This is a genomic window from Mesorhizobium sp. C416B, from assembly GCF_030323165.1.
GTDB lineage: Bacteria > Pseudomonadota > Alphaproteobacteria > Rhizobiales > Rhizobiaceae > Mesorhizobium.
Map to the genome: position 1 here is coordinate 1,536,660 of NZ_CP100471.1, position 18,572 is coordinate 1,555,231.

Below are 18,572 nucleotides of genomic sequence, written 5' to 3' on the forward strand. Positions count from 1 at the left end.
GTCCCATGGACATTCAATTCGCGGAAATCGAGGTCTTCGCGCCTAAGGCCGAAGCGGCCTGGGCTGCACTGCAACGCCAATACGCCAGCCGGATCAGCGCTGCGGAACTCGACCATCTCCTGGCCTGTTTCGTGCTTGGACTGACCTCTCCGGCTTGTGGTGAAGGCGATCCGGGATTTCATTTCGATCTCTGCCGCGCGCTGGTGGCGGTAAACCTGCCGCCGGAACGGACGGAGGCTGCACTGCATACGGTTCCAGAACCGACGCAGCCATGGGTCGCGAGCGCCTATCAGCTGATTGAAAAACAAGGCGCGAAGGTCGGTCTCTCGTTGCGGGAGAAGACGCGCAATTTCGAAGATTTTTTGGCCACCGAGGCGAATGGTGCGGCACATCAGAGCGCCTCGGCAATTGCGAGGAAAAACTAGCATGACCAAATGCGTCGAGGGGCGGAGAAGGATCGAACTTTCTTCAAGCTTTGTCGGAAACTGGATCGCGGGCGCGGCCGACAGCCGCTCGGTGCGGCGCCGCCTGATGGCGGTGCTGCGCATGGCTCACCGGGTTCTTGGATTCGGTCGCAAGAATATGGGTCTGGGAACATTGGGAAGCGGCACCAGCGTGCGTTCGGCTCTGGCCTGTGGCGTGAGCCCGGCCAGCATGCTCGGCGGCCTGGCCGCGATCGCCGCGCTCGGCCTCGCCACACCGGCCCAGGCACAATATCAGGCTGGCGGCGGTTCGGCGACCGGCGGCAACGCCGTCGCTATCGGTAACGGCGCCGCGACGAATGGCAATAACAGCGTGGCGTTGGGCAGTTCCAACAGTGCAACGGGCGACGGCACGATCGCCATCGGCTATGCGATGGGTGTCAATGGCCTCAATTCCATAGGCATAGGTGTCTTCGCAGGCGCAACCGGCGTCAATGCCCTCGCCGTGGGCGGGAACGCCAAGGCCAACGGGGACGCAGCAAGCGCTATTGGCGTCAATTCGGTTGCAACCACAAGCGCGGCCGCTTTTGGCAATAATGCGCGTGCCGACGGAGTCAACTCGACCGCGATCGGCCCTGTTACCCGGGCGACCGGATTGCGCGCCACCGCGCTCGGGTTCGGGGCAACGGCATCCGGCGTGGATTCGATTGCCCAAGGTAACAGCGCCGTAGCAAGCAACCAGAATGCCGTCGCCATCGGATTCCAGTCGACTGCTACGGCGATAAACTCCGTCTATCTCGGCTCACGTACCGCGGCCGGAACGGGAGCGCTGGCCCAAGGCGCGGTCGGCATAGGCACAGATGTGACAGCATCCCAGGTCGATGCCATTGCGATGGGACGTTCGTCCGTTTCGTCGGCGCAATACGCGGTTGCCATTGGCCTGAATGCGAAGGCTACAGGAGCGGGTGGCGCGATGGCGTTGGGCCAAGGCACGATCTCGAGCGGTGTCAATTCCGTTGCACTCGGCGTTCAGGCTAATGCCACTGGAGCCGGCTCCAACGCCTTGGGCACGTTGTCCGTCGCTTCGGGAGGGAATGCCACTGCTCTAGGCACCAGTTCCACGGCCAGCAACAACTATGCGACCGCCGTAGGCTGGGGAACTGTCGCCAGCGGCGCCGATTCCGCTGCCGTAGGACGTGAGGCCATCGCGTCGGCGCTTGACGCAACGGCGATGGGGTACATATCCAAGGCCTCGGGCCAATACAGCACCGCCGTCGGCGCCAACGCAAACGCCACCGCCACGTCCAGCACGGCGATCGGCCAGAACGCGTTTGCAACCGGCGTTCAAGCATCCGCTTTCGGCGTAGGAGCGAATGCCGGCGCCCAGAATGCGGTTGCGCTGGGCGCCCTCTCCACCGCCAGCGCCACGAGCGCCATCGCCGTGGGCAACAACGCCAAGGCGGATTCGGCCGAAGCGGTCGCCTTGGGCACCAATGCGGTGGCAACCGGCGGCAAGGCCGTCTCCATCGGTTCGGGCAACACGGCTTACGGCAACGGCGCGGTCTCCATCGGCGATCCGAGCTATGCAAGCGGCACCGGCGCCTTCACCGGCGGCGCCAACAACATCGCCAACAGCGACGGCACGGCAACCGCCACAGCCGCAAACCAGGCCGCAGGCGCGGTTGCCATCGGCAACAACAACAAGGCCGTCGGGCAAGGCTCCGTGGCGCTGGGCAATGGCTCGACGGCGGGTGCAGCCGGCCTTGCCGGCAATGTCGCGCTGGGCAACGGCGCGACGGCGACGGCAAGCTCCGGCGACGTAGCGCTCGGTTCGGGCTCGGTGACCGCGACGGCGGTCGGCACCAGCGGCGCGACGATCGGCGGCACGGCCTACAGCTTCGCCGGCACGACGCCGACGAGCACTGTCAGCGTCGGCGCGCTCGGCGCGGAGCGGACCATCACCAATGTCGCGGCGGGCCGGCTCAGCAATTCGTCGACCGACGCCATCAATGGCTCGCAGCTCTTCGCCACCAACCAGCAGGTGACGCAGAACACGACGGCCATCGCTGCCAACACCGCCGACATCACCAATCTCGGCAACACGATCAACAGCATCAGCACCGGTGGCGGCATCAAGTATTTCCACGCCAATTCGACGGCGGCGGACTCGTCCGCAACGGGCACGGACTCCGTTGCTATCGGACCAGTCGCGACCGCGACGGGGACAAACGCCATCGCGGCCGGCACCAATTCGAGCGCCTCCGACGCCAACGCCTCGGCCTTCGGCAGCGGCGCCGTCGCATCGGCGCTTGACGCAACGGCGATGGGATACATCTCCAAGGCCTCGGGCCAATACAGCACCGCCGTCGGTGCCAACGCCAATGCCACAGCCACGTCCAGCACCGCGATCGGCCAGAACGCGTTTGCAACCGCCTTTCAAGCGACCGCTCTCGGCGTAGGAGCGAATGCCGGCGCCCAGAATGCAATCGCGCTGGGCGCCCTCGCCAACGCCAGCAACGCCGGCGACGTGGCGCTCGGCTCGGGCTCGGTAACCGCCGCGGCGGTCGGCACCGCCGGCACGACGATCGGCGGCGTCGCCTACAACTTCGCCGGCACGACGCCGGCAAGCACCGTCAGCGTCGGCGCGGTCGGCGCGGAACGCACCATCACCAATGTCGCGGCGGGCCGGCTCAGCAATTCGTCGACCGACGCGATCAACGGCTCGCAGCTCTTCGCCACCAACCAGCAGGTGACGCAGAATACGACCGACATCGCCGCCAACACCGCCGACATCACCAATCTCGGCAACACAATCAACAGCATCAGCACCGGCGGCGGCATCAAGTATTTCCATGCCAATTCGACGCTGGCGGATTCCCAGGCCCTGGGGACGGATTCCGTTGCGGTCGGCCCGAATGCCGTGGCCAACAATGCCGGCGACGTTGCGATCGGCGCGAATGCGGTGTCGACCGTGACCACGGCGGTCGGCGGCACCACGATCGGCGGCGTTGCCTACACCTTCGCCGGCGCGACGCCCGCGGGTGCATTCTCGGTCGGCTCGGTGGGCGCCGAACGCCAGATCCAGAACGTCGCGGCCGGGCAGTTGAGCAACTCCTCGACCGATGCGGTCAACGGCTCGCAGCTGTTTGCGACCAACCAGCAGGTGACGCAGAACACCACCGATATCGCTGCCAATACTGCTGACATCACCAATCTCGGCAATTCGATCAGCAATATTACCGGCGACACCTCGCTGGCCTACACCGACGCCAATGGCGACGGCATACGCTATGTGCGCACCAACGACAGGACGCTTGCCGTCGCGGACTCCTTCGCGCAAGGGATCGGCTCTTCCGCCCTGGGCTACCAGGCGACCGCGAGCGCCGACAATACGCTGGCGCTCGGCCGCGACACCCAGGCCAGCGTCATCGGCGGCGTGGCGCTCGGCGCCGGCTCGGTTTCGGATCGGGCGGTCGCACCCGTATCGGGATCGATCCTCTCCGGCACCGGCCTCATTCCCTACAACACCGCGGACATGAGCCTGCTCGGCGCCGTCTCGGTCGGCACCTCCACCTCCTACCGCCAGATCATCAACGTGGCCGACGGCACGCAGGACCAGGACGCGGTCACGCTTCGCCAGTTGAAGGGCGCGCTGAGCTCGTTCGCGGTGACGGGGAGCCTGTACTTCCACGCCAATTCGACGGCAGCGGATTCGCTCGCGGTCGGCGTCGATTCGGTTGCGGTCGGTCCGCGCACCACCGTCAACGGCGACAATGGCATCGGCATCGGCAACGGCGCCATCGTGCAGCAGACGGCGCCGGGAGGCATTGCGATCGGCCAGAACTCGACCGTCAACCAGGCCGACAGCATCGCCCTCGGCACCAACGCGACCACCAACGGAGCGCAGGCGGTGGCGCTCGGCGCCGGCGCAAAGGCCAACGAGCCGGGCAGCGTCGCGCTCGGCGCGGGCTCGACGACGGCGGCGGCGGTCGCCACCACCGGCACAACGATCAACGGCGTTGCCTATACCTTCGCCGGAACAGCTCCGACGAGCACGGTCAGCGTCGGCACCGTCGGCAACGAGCGCACCGTCACCAATGTCGCGGCGGGCCGGATCAGCGGCACCTCCACCGACGCCATCAACGGCAGCCAGCTCTTCGCCACCAACCAGGCGGTCGAAGCCATGCAGGGTAGCGTCGGCGACCTGAATCAGTTCGCCGTCCAGTACGACAAGGATGGGAACGGCAACAAGTCCAACTCGATTACCCTTGCCGGCGGCGACCCGAACACGCCGGTGGTCATCCACAATGTCGGGCCGGGCGTTGCCAACACCGATGCGGTCAATGTTCAGCAGTTCAACAGCGGGTTAGCACTCAACCTGGACAATTCGAAGAACTACACCAACCAGGTGGCGGCCACCACGCTGCAGCAAGCCAATGCGTATGCGGACTCCAAACTCAGCCAGCTCAACATGGACATGGGAGAGGTCAGGGGCGAGGCGCGCCAGGCTGCGGCAATCGGCTTGGCGGCCGGCTCGCTGCGCTACGACGATCGTCCCGGCAAGCTGAGCGTGGCCGCCGGCGGAGGCTATTGGCGCGGTGAAGGCGCCCTGGCCTTCGGCGCCGGCTACACCAGCGAGGAAGGACGTGTTCGAGCGAACCTGTCCGGTACGACGGCAGGCGGACACTGGGGTGTCGGCGCGGGCGTCAGCCTTACGCTGAACTAGAGCCCGGCCATGATCAGGCAGGCAGTCCTTGCTGTCGCGATATCCATGACGTCAATGCTCCTGTCCGGCCCGTTAGCGGCCGGGCAGGAAGCAATCCCTTCCGGCTACAGGGTAAAACCTTCCGACGTAGCGATCCCTGCGGATGCGAAGCTTGGCGAATATCAACGGACCACCCGTCCGTTCGAGAACTGGACGCTGATCTGCGACGAGAACCTGAAGGCGCGCCAAAAGGTCTGCAATGTCACCCAGATCATCGAGGACCAGGCAGGACAGGTTGCGTTCAGCTGGTCGCTTGCCGCCACCAAGGAAGGCAACCCCTACATGATCTTGCGCGCCCCGCCGATCGCCAAGAGCGACGCTCCTGTCTCGCTGACGTTCGAGGGGCGCAAGGAGCCGATAAAAATTCAACTCGACGGATGCAATCAGGCCGTCTGCGTCGGCATGCTGCCGGTTGGTCCGATCATGCGCGAACAGATTTCGAAGGCCGCGGCATCCGTCATCTCCTTCCCGACCACGGATGGCAGGACGATCAACGTAACCGCGACCCTCAAGGGCTTGGCCGCGGCCGTTGCGGCGATCAATTGACGAGGCAATCGCGATGAACCAGCAATCGATCCATGACCGGATAATGTCCCGCAACCAGGGAAAGGATGCTGTCCGGGTCGGCATCGAAGACCGGAGCAGACCGCAACGAAACCGCGCGAGGACCGCTGTCTTCTCGTTGCTCGCCATTGCCGTCGTCGCCACGTCCGGCTTCGCGGCCATGCGCTACGACCTGCTCCACAATTTATTGCCGCAGCCGGCGGTCGCGGAGACCAACCAGCCCAATCCGGCCCTGGCCGAGACACCATTTCTGCAACACGCCAAAGAGGCAGGCTTGCAGTCTTGTTCCAACATTTTCCCAGCCCTTGGGCAGATGCTGACAACCGGCACGACGTACAGCGTCCAGTCGATCTGGAACAACGAGGCCCCCGACAAACACCTCGTGGAAGCCCTGGTCGGCATGAACTACGCCACACAGGGCTACAGCGGCCCGGCGGCAGGCCTGGTGTTCGCGGCACCCACCGCATCCGTTTGCGAAGGTACGATGGTCAGGGTGGCGCCATTCGCGGCCAATTGCGCCGATGTTCCGGCCCTGCTTCCGAAAGACAGCAAGCTCGCCAACAATCTTGGACAAATCAGCGTCTATGAACTGGCCAATGGAGGGGGCAACGCGATGCTGCTGCCAACCGGCAACAGCTGCGTCGTCATTTCCGTGGCCTCGGCAGCAGGAAAACAAGGAGGCGTACAATGAGGGTTAATTCCGCTATTGCGGCGATCGGCATGCTGTTGCTTTGCGCCGGGCGGCTGGGCGCGGCGGACCTAGCCCCGGCGGCGGACGTGCCCGAGCCGCCGGCCCAGGAGGAGAGAGGCATCTGGGCTGCGATCGCCTATTCGAGCCCCGACGAGAAGCACGGCTTCTTTTGGGGCGCCGACAAGCGGCAGGAGGCGATGGACATCGCGCTGAAGCATTGCCAGAACGCCGGCGGCGGCAGCTGCGCCGTGGTCAGCGTATTCCGCAATCATCGCCATTGGGATGACGACGACAATACCGGCTTTCCCTACAAGCATTGCGGCGCCCTCGCCGTAGGCGAGAAGCCGGAAGGGCGGCTGACCAGTTGGGGCGCCGAGACGGCGCAAACACGCCGGGATGCCGAAGACCTGACACTGCAGGCGTGCGAGCGGAACGGACAAAAATGCAAGATCCGCGAGTGGGTGTGCACATGACGCATCAGAGCGAAGCAGCGGAACGCCAATCGAGGCGCATGTTTGCACTCAGTGTAGCGCCGTGCTCAAGCGGGGTCAGCCCTTTGCCGTGATGCGCATCGACGGTATGCGACACCGGCTCGAAGCAGAAGAAATCGGCATCCTGCGACGGCGAATAGAGGATGAAGACGTCGAGCAATGGCGAGGCGGTGAGCGAGATGGCGATCCTGTCCTCGGGCCGGGTGATCCTGGCGCGGCGGTCCCAGCCGTCGAAGGCGTTGTTGACCCAGCTTCGCGGCAACAGGGAGGCGTTCGAGAAATTCCACGCGGGGTAATCGGCCACCGGCGCCACGCCGACCGGCAGATGATGCTTGTCCTCCAGCCAGACCCGCGCCGCCTTCGCCTCGAGCGTCGTTCCGGCGCTGCGCGGGAACCACGGATGAAAGCCGAGCCCGTAAGGCAGGCGAATGCCGGTGCGATTCTCCACCGTGAGCGTGGCATCCAAGGCCCCGTCATGCAGCGCATAGGCGACCCGCGCCGTATATCGGTAGGGGCCGATTTCACCGGCGTCGAGGACCAGTTCTGCCTCGGTGGCGCTGTGGCTGGCAATCCGCCACTCCCTCTGGAAGCCGTCGCCATGGATTGGAAAGGCCTCCCCCGGCACGTTCGGCTCGATCGCATGGAAGCGGCCGTCGAAGGCGAAACCGCCGCCTGAGATGCGGTTCGACCAGGGAACCAGAAGCTGGCAGCCGGAGGCGCCGGTGCCATCGTCGGGGCGGAGCAGCGGCACCGTTGCGCCGCAGACCAGTGCGTCGAAGCGGGCGATCGCTGCGCCCTTTTGCGGCGCCAGGACCAGACGGGCGCGGTCGTCGCGCAGTTCCAGGAGGCCGGCCATCCCTACCAACCGCCGTCAATAGCGATGTTCTGGCCGCTGATCATGTCCGAGGTGGGCTGGCCGACACTTTTACCGCCCCCTGGACAGGCTGCCCAGAATCCCGCGCACGATCGCGCGGCCGACCGACGAGCCGACCGAGCGCACCACCGCTTTGATCGCGGCTTCGGCCACCGTCTGGCGGTTGGACGGCCGTGGTGCAGGGGCGCGGCGACCGCCTGATTGCTGCGGCGGCGGATCGTCATTGCCGAAGCCCGGAATGGTCCAGCGCGAGCGCCCGCTGTCGGCCTGCTGCGCCTGCTCGTCCTGCGCATCCCTGGCTTTCTTCTGCAGCATCTCGAAGGCCGATTCGCGGTCGATGGTCTGGTCGTACTGGCCGGCGACCGGGCTCTGGTCGATCAGCTTGCGGCGCTCGTCCGCTGTGATCGGGCCAAGCCTAGACGATGGCGGCCGGATCAATGTCCGCTGCACCATGGACGGCACGCCCTTGACCTCCAGCGTCGAGACCAGCGCCTCGCCGGTGCCGAGCTGGGTGATGGCGGTGGCGCAGTCGAAATCGGGATTGGGCCGGAAGGTGTCGGCGGCGGTCTTGACCGCCTGCTGCTCACGCGGCGTATAGGCGCGCAGCGCGTGCTGCACACGGTTGCCGAGCTGGGCGAGAACCTTTTCAGGGATGTCCAAAGGGTTCTGCGTGACGAAATAGACACCGACGCCTTTCGAACGGATCAAGCGAACCACCTGCTCGACGCGGTCGATCAGCACCTTCGGCGCATCGTCGAAAAGCAGATGCGCCTCGTCGAAGAAGAACACCAGCTTCGGCCTTTCGGGATCGCCGACCTCGGGCAATTCCTCGAACAGCTCCGACATCAGCCAGAGCAGGAAGGTGGCGTAGAGCCTGGGGTTCATCATCAATCTGTCGGCAGCGAGCACGCTGATGGCGCCGCGGCCGTCGCGGGTGGTGCGCATGATGTCGGCGATGCGCAAAGCCGGTTCGCCGAAGAAATGCGCCGCGCCCTGCTGTTCCAGCACCAGAAGCGTGCGCTGGATTGCGCCGACCGACGGCTTGGTGACATTGCCGTAGCGCGAGCTGATCTCGTCGGCGCGCGCTGCGATGTTGGCCAGCAGTGCTTGCAGATCCTTCATGTCGAGCAGCAGCAGGCCATCCTCATCGGCGATGCGGAAGGCGATGTTCATGATGCCTTCCTGCGCTTCGGAGAGGTTCATCAGCCGCGACAGAAGCAGCGGCCCCATTTCCGAGACGGTGGCGCGGATCGGATGGCCCTGCTCGCCGAACAGGTCCCAGAAGATGACCGGGAATTCCTGGAAGTCGTAAGGGTCGAGCTTGACCTGCTCGGCCCGCTTGACCAGGAAATCCTGCGCCTTGCCCATCATGGCAATGCCGGACAGGTCGCCCTTGATATCGGCGCAGAACACAGGCACGCCGGCATTGGAAAACCCCTCGGCCAGGATCTGCAGGCTGACTGTCTTGCCGGTGCCGGTGGCGCCGGTGATCAGGCCATGGCGGTTCCCATATTGCAGCAAGAGCTGTTCGGCGCGCTGATAGCTGTCGTCGGGCTTGCGGCTGGCGCCGAGGAAAATGCTGGTGTCGTCAGCCATATGACCATGTCTCCGCAAACTGATGTGTTAAAAGCCTGTGGCCGTGCCGCAGGGTATAGTCAGGCCATTGCGCAGCGACAATGCTATTCTCCAATTGGGCTATCCATCCAGTTGGCTATTCATCCAGATTGGGCCAATCGTCTAAATTGAACCAATCCTCCAAATCGGTTTTTGGAACTTGCGGATTTTGCCGCTGTTTGGCAATCGTTCCATGGTTCGTCCACGCAGGCTGCCCTATGTCAGGGAAGCGAATCCCAACCGCGCAAGCGCATTGCATTGCGATATCTGGCAGGGAACCGTAGACTGGACGGCTGACGCTGGTGCGGCCGCATAAAAACGAGGAACATGGATGGGCGCCGGAGCCTTGACCAGGAGCATCGAACCCGCTGACGTCGAGCGCCAGCGTTGGCTGGCCTTGGCCGAAAAGGCGCTCGCCGGCGCCTCCTTCGAGGAAAAACTGGTCTCGCATACCGACGATCAGATTCGCATCGAACCGCTCTACGATCGCGCCGCCGGCGCCGAGCCGCTTGTGCGCGCCAACCCCAAATTGCCCTGGATCGTCAGCCAGCGCATTGACGATCCCGATATCGGCCGCGCCAAGGCGCAGGCCCTGGACGATGTGGCACAAGGCGCGACGGGATTGTCGCTTGTCTTCGAGGGTGCTCCGAATGCGTTCGGCTATGGCCTGCCAAGGACGGCGCAGGCGCTGGAAACGGTGCTGGATGGCGTACCGCTCAACCGCACGCAGATCCGCATCGACGCCCATCCCTGGAGCCGTGCCGTCGCCGACTGGCTGGTGGCGTTCCTGAGCAAGCGCCGCTCCGACCCGGCAAAGCTGAACCTCTCCTTCGGCATCGACCCGGCGGCAATCTTTGCCGGAACCGGCCGGCTGCGCATGTCGATCGAGGCGTTGCAGGCATCGATGCCGCAATCGCTGGCGCATTTCTTCTCGCTGGGCGTGCCGGGTGTGCTGCTGGAGGCCGACGGGCGGGTGTTCCACAATGCCGGCGCCACGGAAGCGCAGGAACTCGGCACCATGCTCGCTTCCGCCGTGTCATACCTCAGGATGTTCGAGGATGCGCGCCAGCCGCTTGTCTATGCCGCTCCCCATATCGGCTTTGCGCTGAGCGTCGACCAGGACCAGTTCCTGTCGATGGCCAAGGTCCGGGCCTTGCGCAGGCTGTGGGCGCGCATCCAGGAAACCTGTTCCATCCCGGCATCGACAGCCAACATCCATGCCGAGACGTCGTTCCGCATGATGACGGCGGCGGATCCCGAAACCAACATCCTGCGCACCACCATCGCCAGCTTTGCAGCGGCAGCAGGCGGCGCGGACTCGATCTCCATCCTGCCACACACCGTCGCCCTCGGGCTGCCGGCCGGCTTTGCCCGCCGCATCGCCCGCAATGCGCAGTTGATCATGGCCAATGAAAGCCATATCGACCATGTCGCCGACCCAGCATTTGGGTCGGGCGCAGTCGAGGCGCTGACCCTGGGCCTGTGCGAAGCGGCGTGGGAAGAGTTCCAGCGGATCGAAGCGGAAGGCGGCGTTCTGGCAAGCCTGCAGCAAGGGCATATCCAGAAGCGCGTCAAGGCAGCATCCGAGCGCCGCGCCGAGGCCTACCGGTCGGGTGAACGGGCAATCATCGGCACCACGCTTTACCCGCTGAAAAACGATGCCCCGGTCGAGACGCTGGCGGCTGAGCGGCGGCCGCCTTTCACAGAGGGCGTGGCGGTGTGCGAGGCGCTGTTTCCGGTCCGCATCGACCAGGCAATCGGAGCCGCACAGTGATCCCGGATTTCAGCCACATTGGCTGGTCGGCGCCACGGCGCGCGCCGGTCGAGGTCAAGGGCCAGCGGCTGACGCCGGAAGGTATTGCCGTCAAGCATCTCTACAGCCAGGGCGATCTCAAGGGGCTGCCGCATCTCGACACCTATCCGGGAATGCCGCCCTTCGTGCGCGGTCCCTACCCGACCATGTATGTCCAGCAGCCGTGGACGATCCGGCAATATGCCGGCTTCTCGACGGCCGAGGAATCCAACGCCTTCTACCGGCGCAATCTCGCCGCCGGCCAAAAGGGCCTTTCGGTCGCTTTCGATCTGCCCACCCATCGCGGCTATGACAGCGACCATCCGCGCGTTGCCGGCGATGTCGGCATGGCGGGCGTGGCCATCGATTCCATCCTCGACATGCGGCAATTGTTCGACGGCATTCCGCTGGGCGAGATGACGGTGTCGATGACCATGAACGGCGCGGTGCTGCCGATCATGGCGCTCTATATCGTCGCGGCCGAAGAACAGGGCGTTGCTCAGAAGGATCTCGCCGGCACCATTCAGAACGACATTCTGAAGGAGTTCATGGTCCGCAACACCTACATCTATCCGCCGAAGCCCTCGATGCGGATCGTGTCTGACATCTTCTCCTATACCTCCCAGCACATGCCGAAGTTCAATTCGATCTCGATCTCCGGCTATCACATGCAGGAGGCCGGCGCGACCGCGGACCTGGAGCTCGCCTACACCATCGCCGACGGCATCGAATATGCCCGCGCCGGCGTCGCCGCCGGGCTCGACATCGACCGTTTCGCCCCGCGGCTTTCCTTCTTCTGGGCGATCGGCATGAACTTCTTCATGGAGATCGCCAAGCTCCGCGCGGCGCGCCTGTTGTGGGCGACCCTGATGCAGAAGAATTTTGCACCGAACGACGAACGCTCGCTGTCGCTGCGCACCCATTGCCAGACCTCCGGCTGGTCGCTGACGGCGCAGGACCCCTACAACAACATCACCCGCACCATGATCGAGGCGATGGCGGCGACGCAGGGACATACCCAGTCGCTGCACACCAACTCCTTCGACGAGGCGATGGCGCTGCCGACCGACCACTCGGCGCGCATCGCCCGCAACACGCAGTTGATCCTGCAGAAGGAATCCGGCACCACCTGCATCATCGATCCGTGGGGCGGCTCGGCCTATACCGAACGGCTGACGCACGATCTGGCGGCGCGTGCGCTCGCCCATATCGAAGAGGTCGAGGCGCTTGGCGGCATGGCGGCAGCAACCGAACAGGGCATTCCAAAACTTCGCATCGAGGAAGCGGCGGCGCGCACGCAGGCGCGTATCGATTCCGGCGAGCAGATACTGGTTGGCGTAAACGCGCATCGCCCCGAGAACGAAATCGACGTCGACGTGCTGAAGATCGACAATGCCGAGGTCAAGGCCCGGCAATTGTCGAAGCTGCAGAACCTGAAAGGCACGCGCAATGTCGGCGCGGTCGAGAGCGCGCTCGATGCGCTGACCCGCGCTGCGCAGGGTAACGAAAACCTGCTGGAATTTGCCATCCGCGCCGCGCGCGCCAATGCCACGGTCGGCGAGATCTCGCTGGCGCTCGAAAAGGTCTTTGGCCGTCACGTCGCCTCGGTGCAAACGATCTCCGGCGTTTATCGCAATGCGCTTGGCGACAATCTGACGGTCGACCGATTGCTGGAGAAGCTCGAAGCTTTCGAGAAGAAGTCCGGCGGCAAGCCGCGCATCCTGGTCGCAAAGATGGGACAGGACGGCCACGACCGTGGCCAGAAGGTGATCGCCACGGCCTTCGCCGATCTCGGCTTCGACGTGACGGTCGGCGCGATGTTCCAGACACCCGACGAGATCGCCAGGCTGGCGGTGGCGCAGGACGTCCATGTCATCGGCGCCTCATCGCTGGCGGCGGGGCACCTGACGCTGATCCCCGAACTACGCGACGCGCTGAAGAAGCTCGGCCGCAGCGACATGCTGATCGTCGCCGGCGGCGTCATCCCGCCGCAGGACTATGACGCGGTGCTGGAAGCTGGCGCCGCGGAGATCTTCCCGCCAGGCACGGTTATTCCGGAGGCTGCGGATCGGTTGCTGGACCGGCTGCTGGCGAGCTGATTGAAACAGTTGCACTGCTTATCAAAGTTGCGTTGCAATATCGGGCGCAACCTATGGTATAGCTATGAACACCATCATTCACGGACTTGAGGACGGATCGGGCGTTGTAATCCTGCCGCGGGAAACGCTCGACAGCTTGAGCCTGCAAGTGGGCGATGAACTCCAGATCATCGAAACCGACGACGGCATCATCCTAAGGCCGGTGCCGTGTGACGACGTCGAACGGCAAATACGTGCTGCTCGCGATGTCATGGCCAAGTATGAGCCCGCGTTGCGAAAGCTGGCTGTGCAAATAGGGTGAGCTGGCGTCAGGCGTCCGACAGCTTGAGGATTTCCCATTCTTTGCCGTTGACGCTTGCGACGTCGCCGACCTTCTTGCCGAACAGCGCCACGGCCATTGGCGAGACGTGTGAGATGCTGCCCTTTGAGGGGTCGGCCTCGTCCTCGCCGACTATCTTCCAGTGCACTCTCTTGCCGTCATCGCCTTCCAGCGTGACACCCATGCCGAAGCGCACCTGGTCGCTGCCCGGTTCCGGCACGGAAAGCTCGGCGCTTTCGCGGCGCGCTGTCCAGTAGCGCAGGTCGCGCGAGACAACGGCAATGCGCTCGCGATCGGCTTTTCGCTCGGCTTTCGCCAAAATGTCGCGCAGATCGGCCAGATTGTCCTCGATCATCGCCAGGCCGCGCTCCGTCACCAGATTGCGGTGTTGGCTGATCGGCCGCTCGCCGATGCCGGCAATGGCGTTTTCGCTGTCTTCCTCGCGGGTAAAAGCTCTGCTCATCGGATAAACTTAGGCCCGCTTCCGTGACTGCACAAGCCACTTGCCGGACCCGGTCATTGGCCGGACTATGGCCGAGCGGAGACCGATGCGGCTGGCCCAATTCCTGCGATCAGCCGGATGATCGCAAGGGATGTGCCGATGTTGAACAGACGAACGCTTCTGAAGGGGACGGCCGGCTTTGCCGTGCTCGGCCTTTCGGTGGGCAACGCCTTGGCGAAAACGGCGGTGCGCGGCTCGATCAACGCCGCCGAGCTTGGCGTGGAGCCGGACGCACCGGACGACCAGAGCAAGGCCTTCGCCAGGATGCTAGCCGAGGCCAGCGACCGCAACGCGCCGGTGTTCCTGCCGCCGGGCACCTATGTCGTGTCCAACCTGACCCTGCCCGCCCGCGTCAGGCTTTCGGGCGTGCCGGGCGCCTCGCGCATCCTCTATGGCGGCAATGGCCATTTGCTGACGGCCGAACAGGCCGAGCATATAGAGTTCACCGCATTGGTCTTCGACGGCGCCAACGGCGGGCTGGCCGACGATGCGCAAGGCCTGCTCGACCTGCGCCGCGTCGCCCATCTCGTCATCGACAATTGCACGATCACCGGCAGCTGCAAGCATGGGCTGGCGCTGGAGCATGCGTCGGGCCGCGTCGAGCGCTCCGAGATTTCGGGGGCTGCGGACGCCGGCATCTACTCCGTCGAGGCCGCTGGCCTGGCGATATCCGATAATGCCGTATCCGACTGTGGCAATGGCGGCATTCTTGTCCATCGCTGGCAGCAGGCCGAGGACGGCACGATCGTCAGCGGCAACCGCGTGCAGCGGATCGGCGCGCGCAACGGCGGCACCGGGCAGAACGGCAATGGCATCAACGCATTCCGTGCCGGCAATGTCTCGGTCACCGGCAACATCGTCTCGGACTGCGCCTTCTCGGCGATCCGCGCCAACAGTTCCAGCAATCTGCAGATGACCGGCAACACCTGCTCGCGGTCGGGCGAAACGGCGCTCTATTCCGAATTCTCCTTCGAAGGCGCCATCATCGGCAACAACATCGTCGATGGTGCCGCTAACGGCATCTCGATCGTCAATTTCGACGAGGGCGGCCGTATGGGTGTCTGCACAAACAACATCGTGCGTAACCTCTCGACCACCGGCCCCTACCCCGCCGACGCGCCGGGCTTCGGCGTCGGTATCAGCGTCGAGGCCGACACCACCGTCTCGGGCAATGTCATCGAGAACGCGCCGCTCTACGGCATGCAGATCGGCTGGGGCGCTTATATGCGCAATGTTGTGGCTACGGGAAACATCATCCGTCAGGCCGGAACCGGCATCGCCGTCACTGTGGTAGAAGGCGCTGGAAACGCCATCATTTCCGACAACGTCATCGACGGCGCCAAGAACGGCGCCATCATCGGCCAGCGCTGGGCCGAACCGGCGACCGGCGACCTCGCGCGGTCAAGCGTAAGCGGCTATGCGCATCTGACGGTCGAGCGAAACAGGGTCAGCTGAGCGCCGTCGTCGGCCGCAGCGAGCCGACCTTGGCGCCGATGCGGCTTTCGATCGGCGGATTGGCCCGCTCCAGAAGGTTCGCCGCCAGTGCGCCGTCGGCGCTGAGAAGTTTTGCCAGCACAGCAGCAATCATCACCTCGGCGGCGCGGCCGGCGCCGTCATCACATTTCAGCGCGATGCCGAGGCCAAGCTCCGGAACGGCAGCGCAATAGACGCCCTCGGCGCCCGTCTTGACGAAGATGCGGCCGGGCGCGGCCTGCATCAGCGCCACATCGGCCTTGCCGGTGCCGGCGACCAGGAAAGGCTCGGCCATGCAGGCAGACAGCAGGCGTTTGGCCGCCTTGGCACGCTCAGGGCCAAAGCTCCTGCCCGTAGCCATGCGGGCAAAGCCAAGGGCAAAACTTTTCAGCGGCACGGCATAGGTGGGGATCGAGCAGCCATCGGTTGCCCGGTGATCCGCATCGTGGGCAGCGCCGGTCACCGCCTGCATGGCGTCGCGCACCATCTCCTGCAAACCATGGCCTGCCTTGACGTAGCCTTGGTGGGCAATCCCTGAGTGCACGCAGGTGCAGAGAAATCCGGAATGCTTGCCCGAGCAATTGTTGTGCAGTGCGTTCGGCGAGACGCCTGTGCGGGCCAGTGCGATCGTCGCGTCGTGGCTCGACGGCCAATGCGCGCCGCATTCCAGCGCCGACTTGTCGAGGTCGGCCTTGGCCAGCATCGCCTGCGCCAGTTCGACATGCGCGGGTTCGCCTGAATGTGAAGCGCAGGCCAGCGCCAGTTCGCGGTCGCCGAAGCCATAGGCATCGGCGGCACCCGTTTCGACCAGCGGCAGCGCCTGGATCGCCTTGACCGCCGAGCGCGGAAACACCGGCCGCGCCGTATCGCCGATCTCCAGGACAGGCTTGCCGTCACCGTCAAAGATTGCGACAGCGCCGCGATGGGCGCTCTCGACGATCGCGCCGCGCAAGACTTCGACCAGAACCGGATTTGTCATCACCACCCCGAAAAATATGGGCCGCTTCTACCTGATCCGGTCGAGGATGGAAACGTAGTTGGCGACGGCAGCGCCACCCATGTTGAAGATGCCGCCGAGCTTTGCGCCCGGCACCTGGATGCCGCCGGCCTCGCCCGTCAACTGCATGGCAGATAAGACGTGCATCGACACGCCGGTGGCGCCGATCGGATGGCCCTTGGCCTTCAGGCCGCCCGAAGGATTGACCGGCAGCCTGCCGTCCTTGGCCGTCGTGCCGTCCAGCGCCAGCCTGGCGCCTTCGCCGGGCTTGGCCAGGCCCATCGCCTCATATTCGATCAATTCGGCGATGGTGAAGCAGTCATGTGTTTCGACGAAGGAGAGATCGTCGAGCGTCACGCCGGCCTTTTTCAGCGCCTGGTTCCAGGCCTGTTCGCAGCCTTCGAAGGACAGGATGTCGCGCTTCGACATCGGCAGGAAATCCTGGACATGCTCGTTGGCGCGGAAGGCGACGGCGCGGCGCATCTTCAGCGCCGTCGAGGTGTCGGTCAGCACAAGGGCGGCTGCACCATCGGAGACCAGCGAGCAGTCGGTGCGCTTCAGCGGACCGGCGACGAAGGGGTTCTTCTCGCTTTCCTGGCGGCAGAATTCGTAGCCGAAATCCTTGCGCATCTGCGCGTACGGATTGTCGACGCCGTTCTTGTGGTTCTTGGCGGCAATCATCGCCAGCGCGTCCGACTGGTCGCCATAACGCTGGAAATAGGCCTGCGCGATCTTGCCGAAGACGCCGGCAAAGCCGGCCGGCGTGTCGCCCTCCTCCGGCAGATAGGAAGCTTTCAGCAGGTTCTTCCCGATCCCAGGCCCGGGCGTCGTCGTCATCTGCTCGGCGCCGACCACCAGCACGATGCGGGCAGCGTTTGCGTCGATGGCGCGGATGCCTTGCCGGACCGCGGCCGAACCGGTGGCGCAAGCATTCTCGACCCGCGTCGCCGGCTTGAAGCGCAGTCGGTCGTCGGCCTGCAACACGAGGCTGGCGGTAAAATCCTGTGGGGAAAAGCCGGCATTGAAGTGGCCGAGCACGATCTCGTCGACCTCATCCGGGCCGATGCCGGCATGGTCGAGCGCGTCGACCGCGACCTTGGTGATCAGGCCTTCCAGCGTCTCGCCTTCCAGCTTGCCGAAGCGCGAATGCGCCCAGCCAACGATGCTTGCGGTCATGGCGGTCTCCATCCTTGGCGCCAGCCTAACATGTGGGCAAATGGCGCACTTCGCCTTTATTGTTCAAATATAAACAATCCCGCCCGCATCGAAAAGGGCCGCAAGCCGACAATCGCTTGGTGCAGGTTCCAATCGGATCGTTTTTTGTTGATTGACGCGTCAATAAAAAATAATCTCCGCCGCAAAAGCCGGGAACATCATGCCTAAAGTCGGAATGGAACCGTTGCGCCGCAAGGCGCTCATCGACGCGACGATCTCGGCGATCGGCGAGCGCGGCTCGCTTGACGTGACCATGTCGGAGATAGCGGGGCGCGCCGGTGTGTCGTCAGCATTGGCTCACCACTATTTCGGCGCCAAGGATGAGCTGCTGCTGGCGACGATGAGGCATATTCTGGCCGAGCTGACGATCGACATGCGGCGCGCGCTGCAATCCGCCGGCTCGCCGCGCGAACGTGTTTCGGCCGTGGTGGCCGTCAACTTCTCCGACATCCAGTTCCAGCCGGAAACCATCGCGGCCTGGCTCGCCTTCTATGTCGAGGCGCAGAAATCATCGGCCTTGCGCCGGCTGCTCAGGGTCTATGCGCGGCGGCTGCATTCCAACCTAATGAGCGGGCTGACCGGCATCTTGGCCAGGCACGAAGCCGACCGCGCGGCGGAAGCGACCGCGGCGATGATCGACGGGCTCTACATCAGGCGGGCGCTGAAGGACGGCGTGCCGGACGCGGCGACCGCGATTGCGCTGGTCGAGGACTATCTGGAAACCAAACTCGGCGGGCGACAGACACAGTGACAG

At 64.6% G+C, this 18,572-nt stretch carries 15 protein-coding genes; 10 read left to right on the forward strand and 5 right to left on the reverse strand.

Features of this window, described 5'->3' with window-relative positions:
• Positions 1–5 precede the first annotated feature (5 nt).
• Genes NLY43_RS07850 through NLY43_RS07870 form a run of 5 tightly spaced genes read left to right on the forward strand, consistent with a single transcriptional unit; the run spans position 6 to position 6,915 of the window.
• On the forward strand, positions 6–425 hold the full coding sequence (locus NLY43_RS07850; RefSeq protein ID WP_023709820.1) for a hypothetical protein: 420 nt from the start codon (positions 6–8) through the stop codon (positions 423–425).
• 1 nt (position 426) lies between these two features.
• Positions 427–5,148 carry a YadA-like family protein gene (locus tag NLY43_RS07855; RefSeq protein WP_023709821.1) on the forward strand — a complete coding sequence of 1,574 codons (4,722 nt, stop codon included), beginning with the start codon at positions 427–429 and terminating at the stop codon, positions 5,146–5,148.
• Positions 5,149–5,157: 9 nt separating this feature from the next.
• Positions 5,158–5,733, forward strand: coding sequence for an invasion associated locus B family protein (locus NLY43_RS07860; protein ID WP_023670757.1), 576 nt, complete (start codon positions 5,158–5,160; stop codon positions 5,731–5,733).
• Between the two features lie 13 nt (positions 5,734–5,746).
• Positions 5,747–6,442, forward strand: a complete 696-nt coding sequence (locus NLY43_RS07865; protein WP_023702210.1) for a hypothetical protein — start codon at positions 5,747–5,749, stop codon at positions 6,440–6,442.
• Complete coding sequence (locus tag NLY43_RS07870; protein WP_023687219.1) at positions 6,439–6,915, forward strand: DUF4189 domain-containing protein; 477 nt, start codon at positions 6,439–6,441, stop codon at positions 6,913–6,915. The genes NLY43_RS07865 and NLY43_RS07870 overlap by 4 nt, the downstream gene beginning before the upstream one ends.
• 4 nt (positions 6,916–6,919) lie before the next feature.
• Here the strand turns inward: NLY43_RS07870 and NLY43_RS07875 are convergent, their stop codons facing one another.
• Both NLY43_RS07875 and NLY43_RS07880 read right to left on the reverse strand, forming a co-directional pair.
• Positions 6,920–7,789, reverse strand: coding sequence for an aldose 1-epimerase (locus NLY43_RS07875; RefSeq protein WP_023705454.1), 870 nt, complete (start codon positions 7,787–7,789; stop codon positions 6,920–6,922).
• Positions 7,790–7,858: 69 nt separating this feature from the next.
• Positions 7,859–9,403 (reverse strand): helicase HerA-like C-terminal domain-containing protein, encoded by a 1,545-nt coding sequence (locus NLY43_RS07880; RefSeq protein ID WP_023702217.1) that lies wholly within the window; start codon positions 9,401–9,403, stop codon positions 7,859–7,861.
• 349 nt (positions 9,404–9,752) lie between these two features.
• Here NLY43_RS07880 and NLY43_RS07885 point away from each other — a divergent pair, with 349 nt between their 5' ends.
• From NLY43_RS07885 to NLY43_RS07895, 3 genes are all read left to right on the forward strand, one after another.
• Positions 9,753–11,195, forward strand: a complete 1,443-nt coding sequence (locus NLY43_RS07885; RefSeq protein WP_023709822.1) for a methylmalonyl-CoA mutase subunit beta — start codon at positions 9,753–9,755, stop codon at positions 11,193–11,195.
• Complete coding sequence (gene scpA / locus NLY43_RS07890) at positions 11,192–13,312, forward strand: methylmalonyl-CoA mutase (protein WP_023709823.1); 2,121 nt, start codon at positions 11,192–11,194, stop codon at positions 13,310–13,312. The genes NLY43_RS07885 and scpA overlap by 4 nt, the downstream gene beginning before the upstream one ends.
• 64 nt (positions 13,313–13,376) lie before the next feature.
• Positions 13,377–13,613 (forward strand): AbrB/MazE/SpoVT family DNA-binding domain-containing protein, encoded by a 237-nt coding sequence (locus NLY43_RS07895; RefSeq protein ID WP_023702219.1) that lies wholly within the window; start codon positions 13,377–13,379, stop codon positions 13,611–13,613.
• Between the two features lie 7 nt (positions 13,614–13,620).
• Here the strand turns inward: NLY43_RS07895 and greA are convergent, their stop codons facing one another.
• Complete coding sequence (gene greA / locus NLY43_RS07900; protein WP_023702220.1) at positions 13,621–14,094, reverse strand: transcription elongation factor GreA; 474 nt, start codon at positions 14,092–14,094, stop codon at positions 13,621–13,623.
• 138 nt (positions 14,095–14,232) lie between these two features.
• On the opposite strand from greA, the gene NLY43_RS07905 reads away from it, so the two are divergent.
• On the forward strand, positions 14,233–15,588 hold the full coding sequence (locus tag NLY43_RS07905) for a TIGR03808 family TAT-translocated repetitive protein (RefSeq protein WP_023709824.1): 1,356 nt from the start codon (positions 14,233–14,235) through the stop codon (positions 15,586–15,588).
• On the opposite strand, the gene NLY43_RS07910 is transcribed toward NLY43_RS07905, so the two are convergent.
• Both NLY43_RS07910 and NLY43_RS07915 read right to left on the reverse strand, forming a co-directional pair.
• Entirely contained in the window at positions 15,581–16,585 is a 1,005-nt protein-coding gene (locus NLY43_RS07910) for an asparaginase (protein ID WP_023709825.1), read from the reverse strand. The genes NLY43_RS07905 and NLY43_RS07910 overlap by 8 nt on opposite strands.
• A 27-nt stretch (positions 16,586–16,612) precedes the next feature.
• A complete protein-coding gene (locus tag NLY43_RS07915) occupies positions 16,613–17,779 on the reverse strand; it encodes an acetyl-CoA acetyltransferase (protein WP_023709826.1) in 1,167 nt (388 codons plus the stop codon).
• A 199-nt stretch (positions 17,780–17,978) separates the two neighbouring features.
• On the opposite strand from NLY43_RS07915, the gene betI reads away from it, so the two are divergent.
• Positions 17,979–18,569, forward strand: coding sequence for a choline-binding transcriptional repressor BetI (gene betI / locus NLY43_RS07920; protein ID WP_023692769.1), 591 nt, complete (start codon positions 17,979–17,981; stop codon positions 18,567–18,569).
• Positions 18,570–18,572 lie beyond the last annotated feature (3 nt).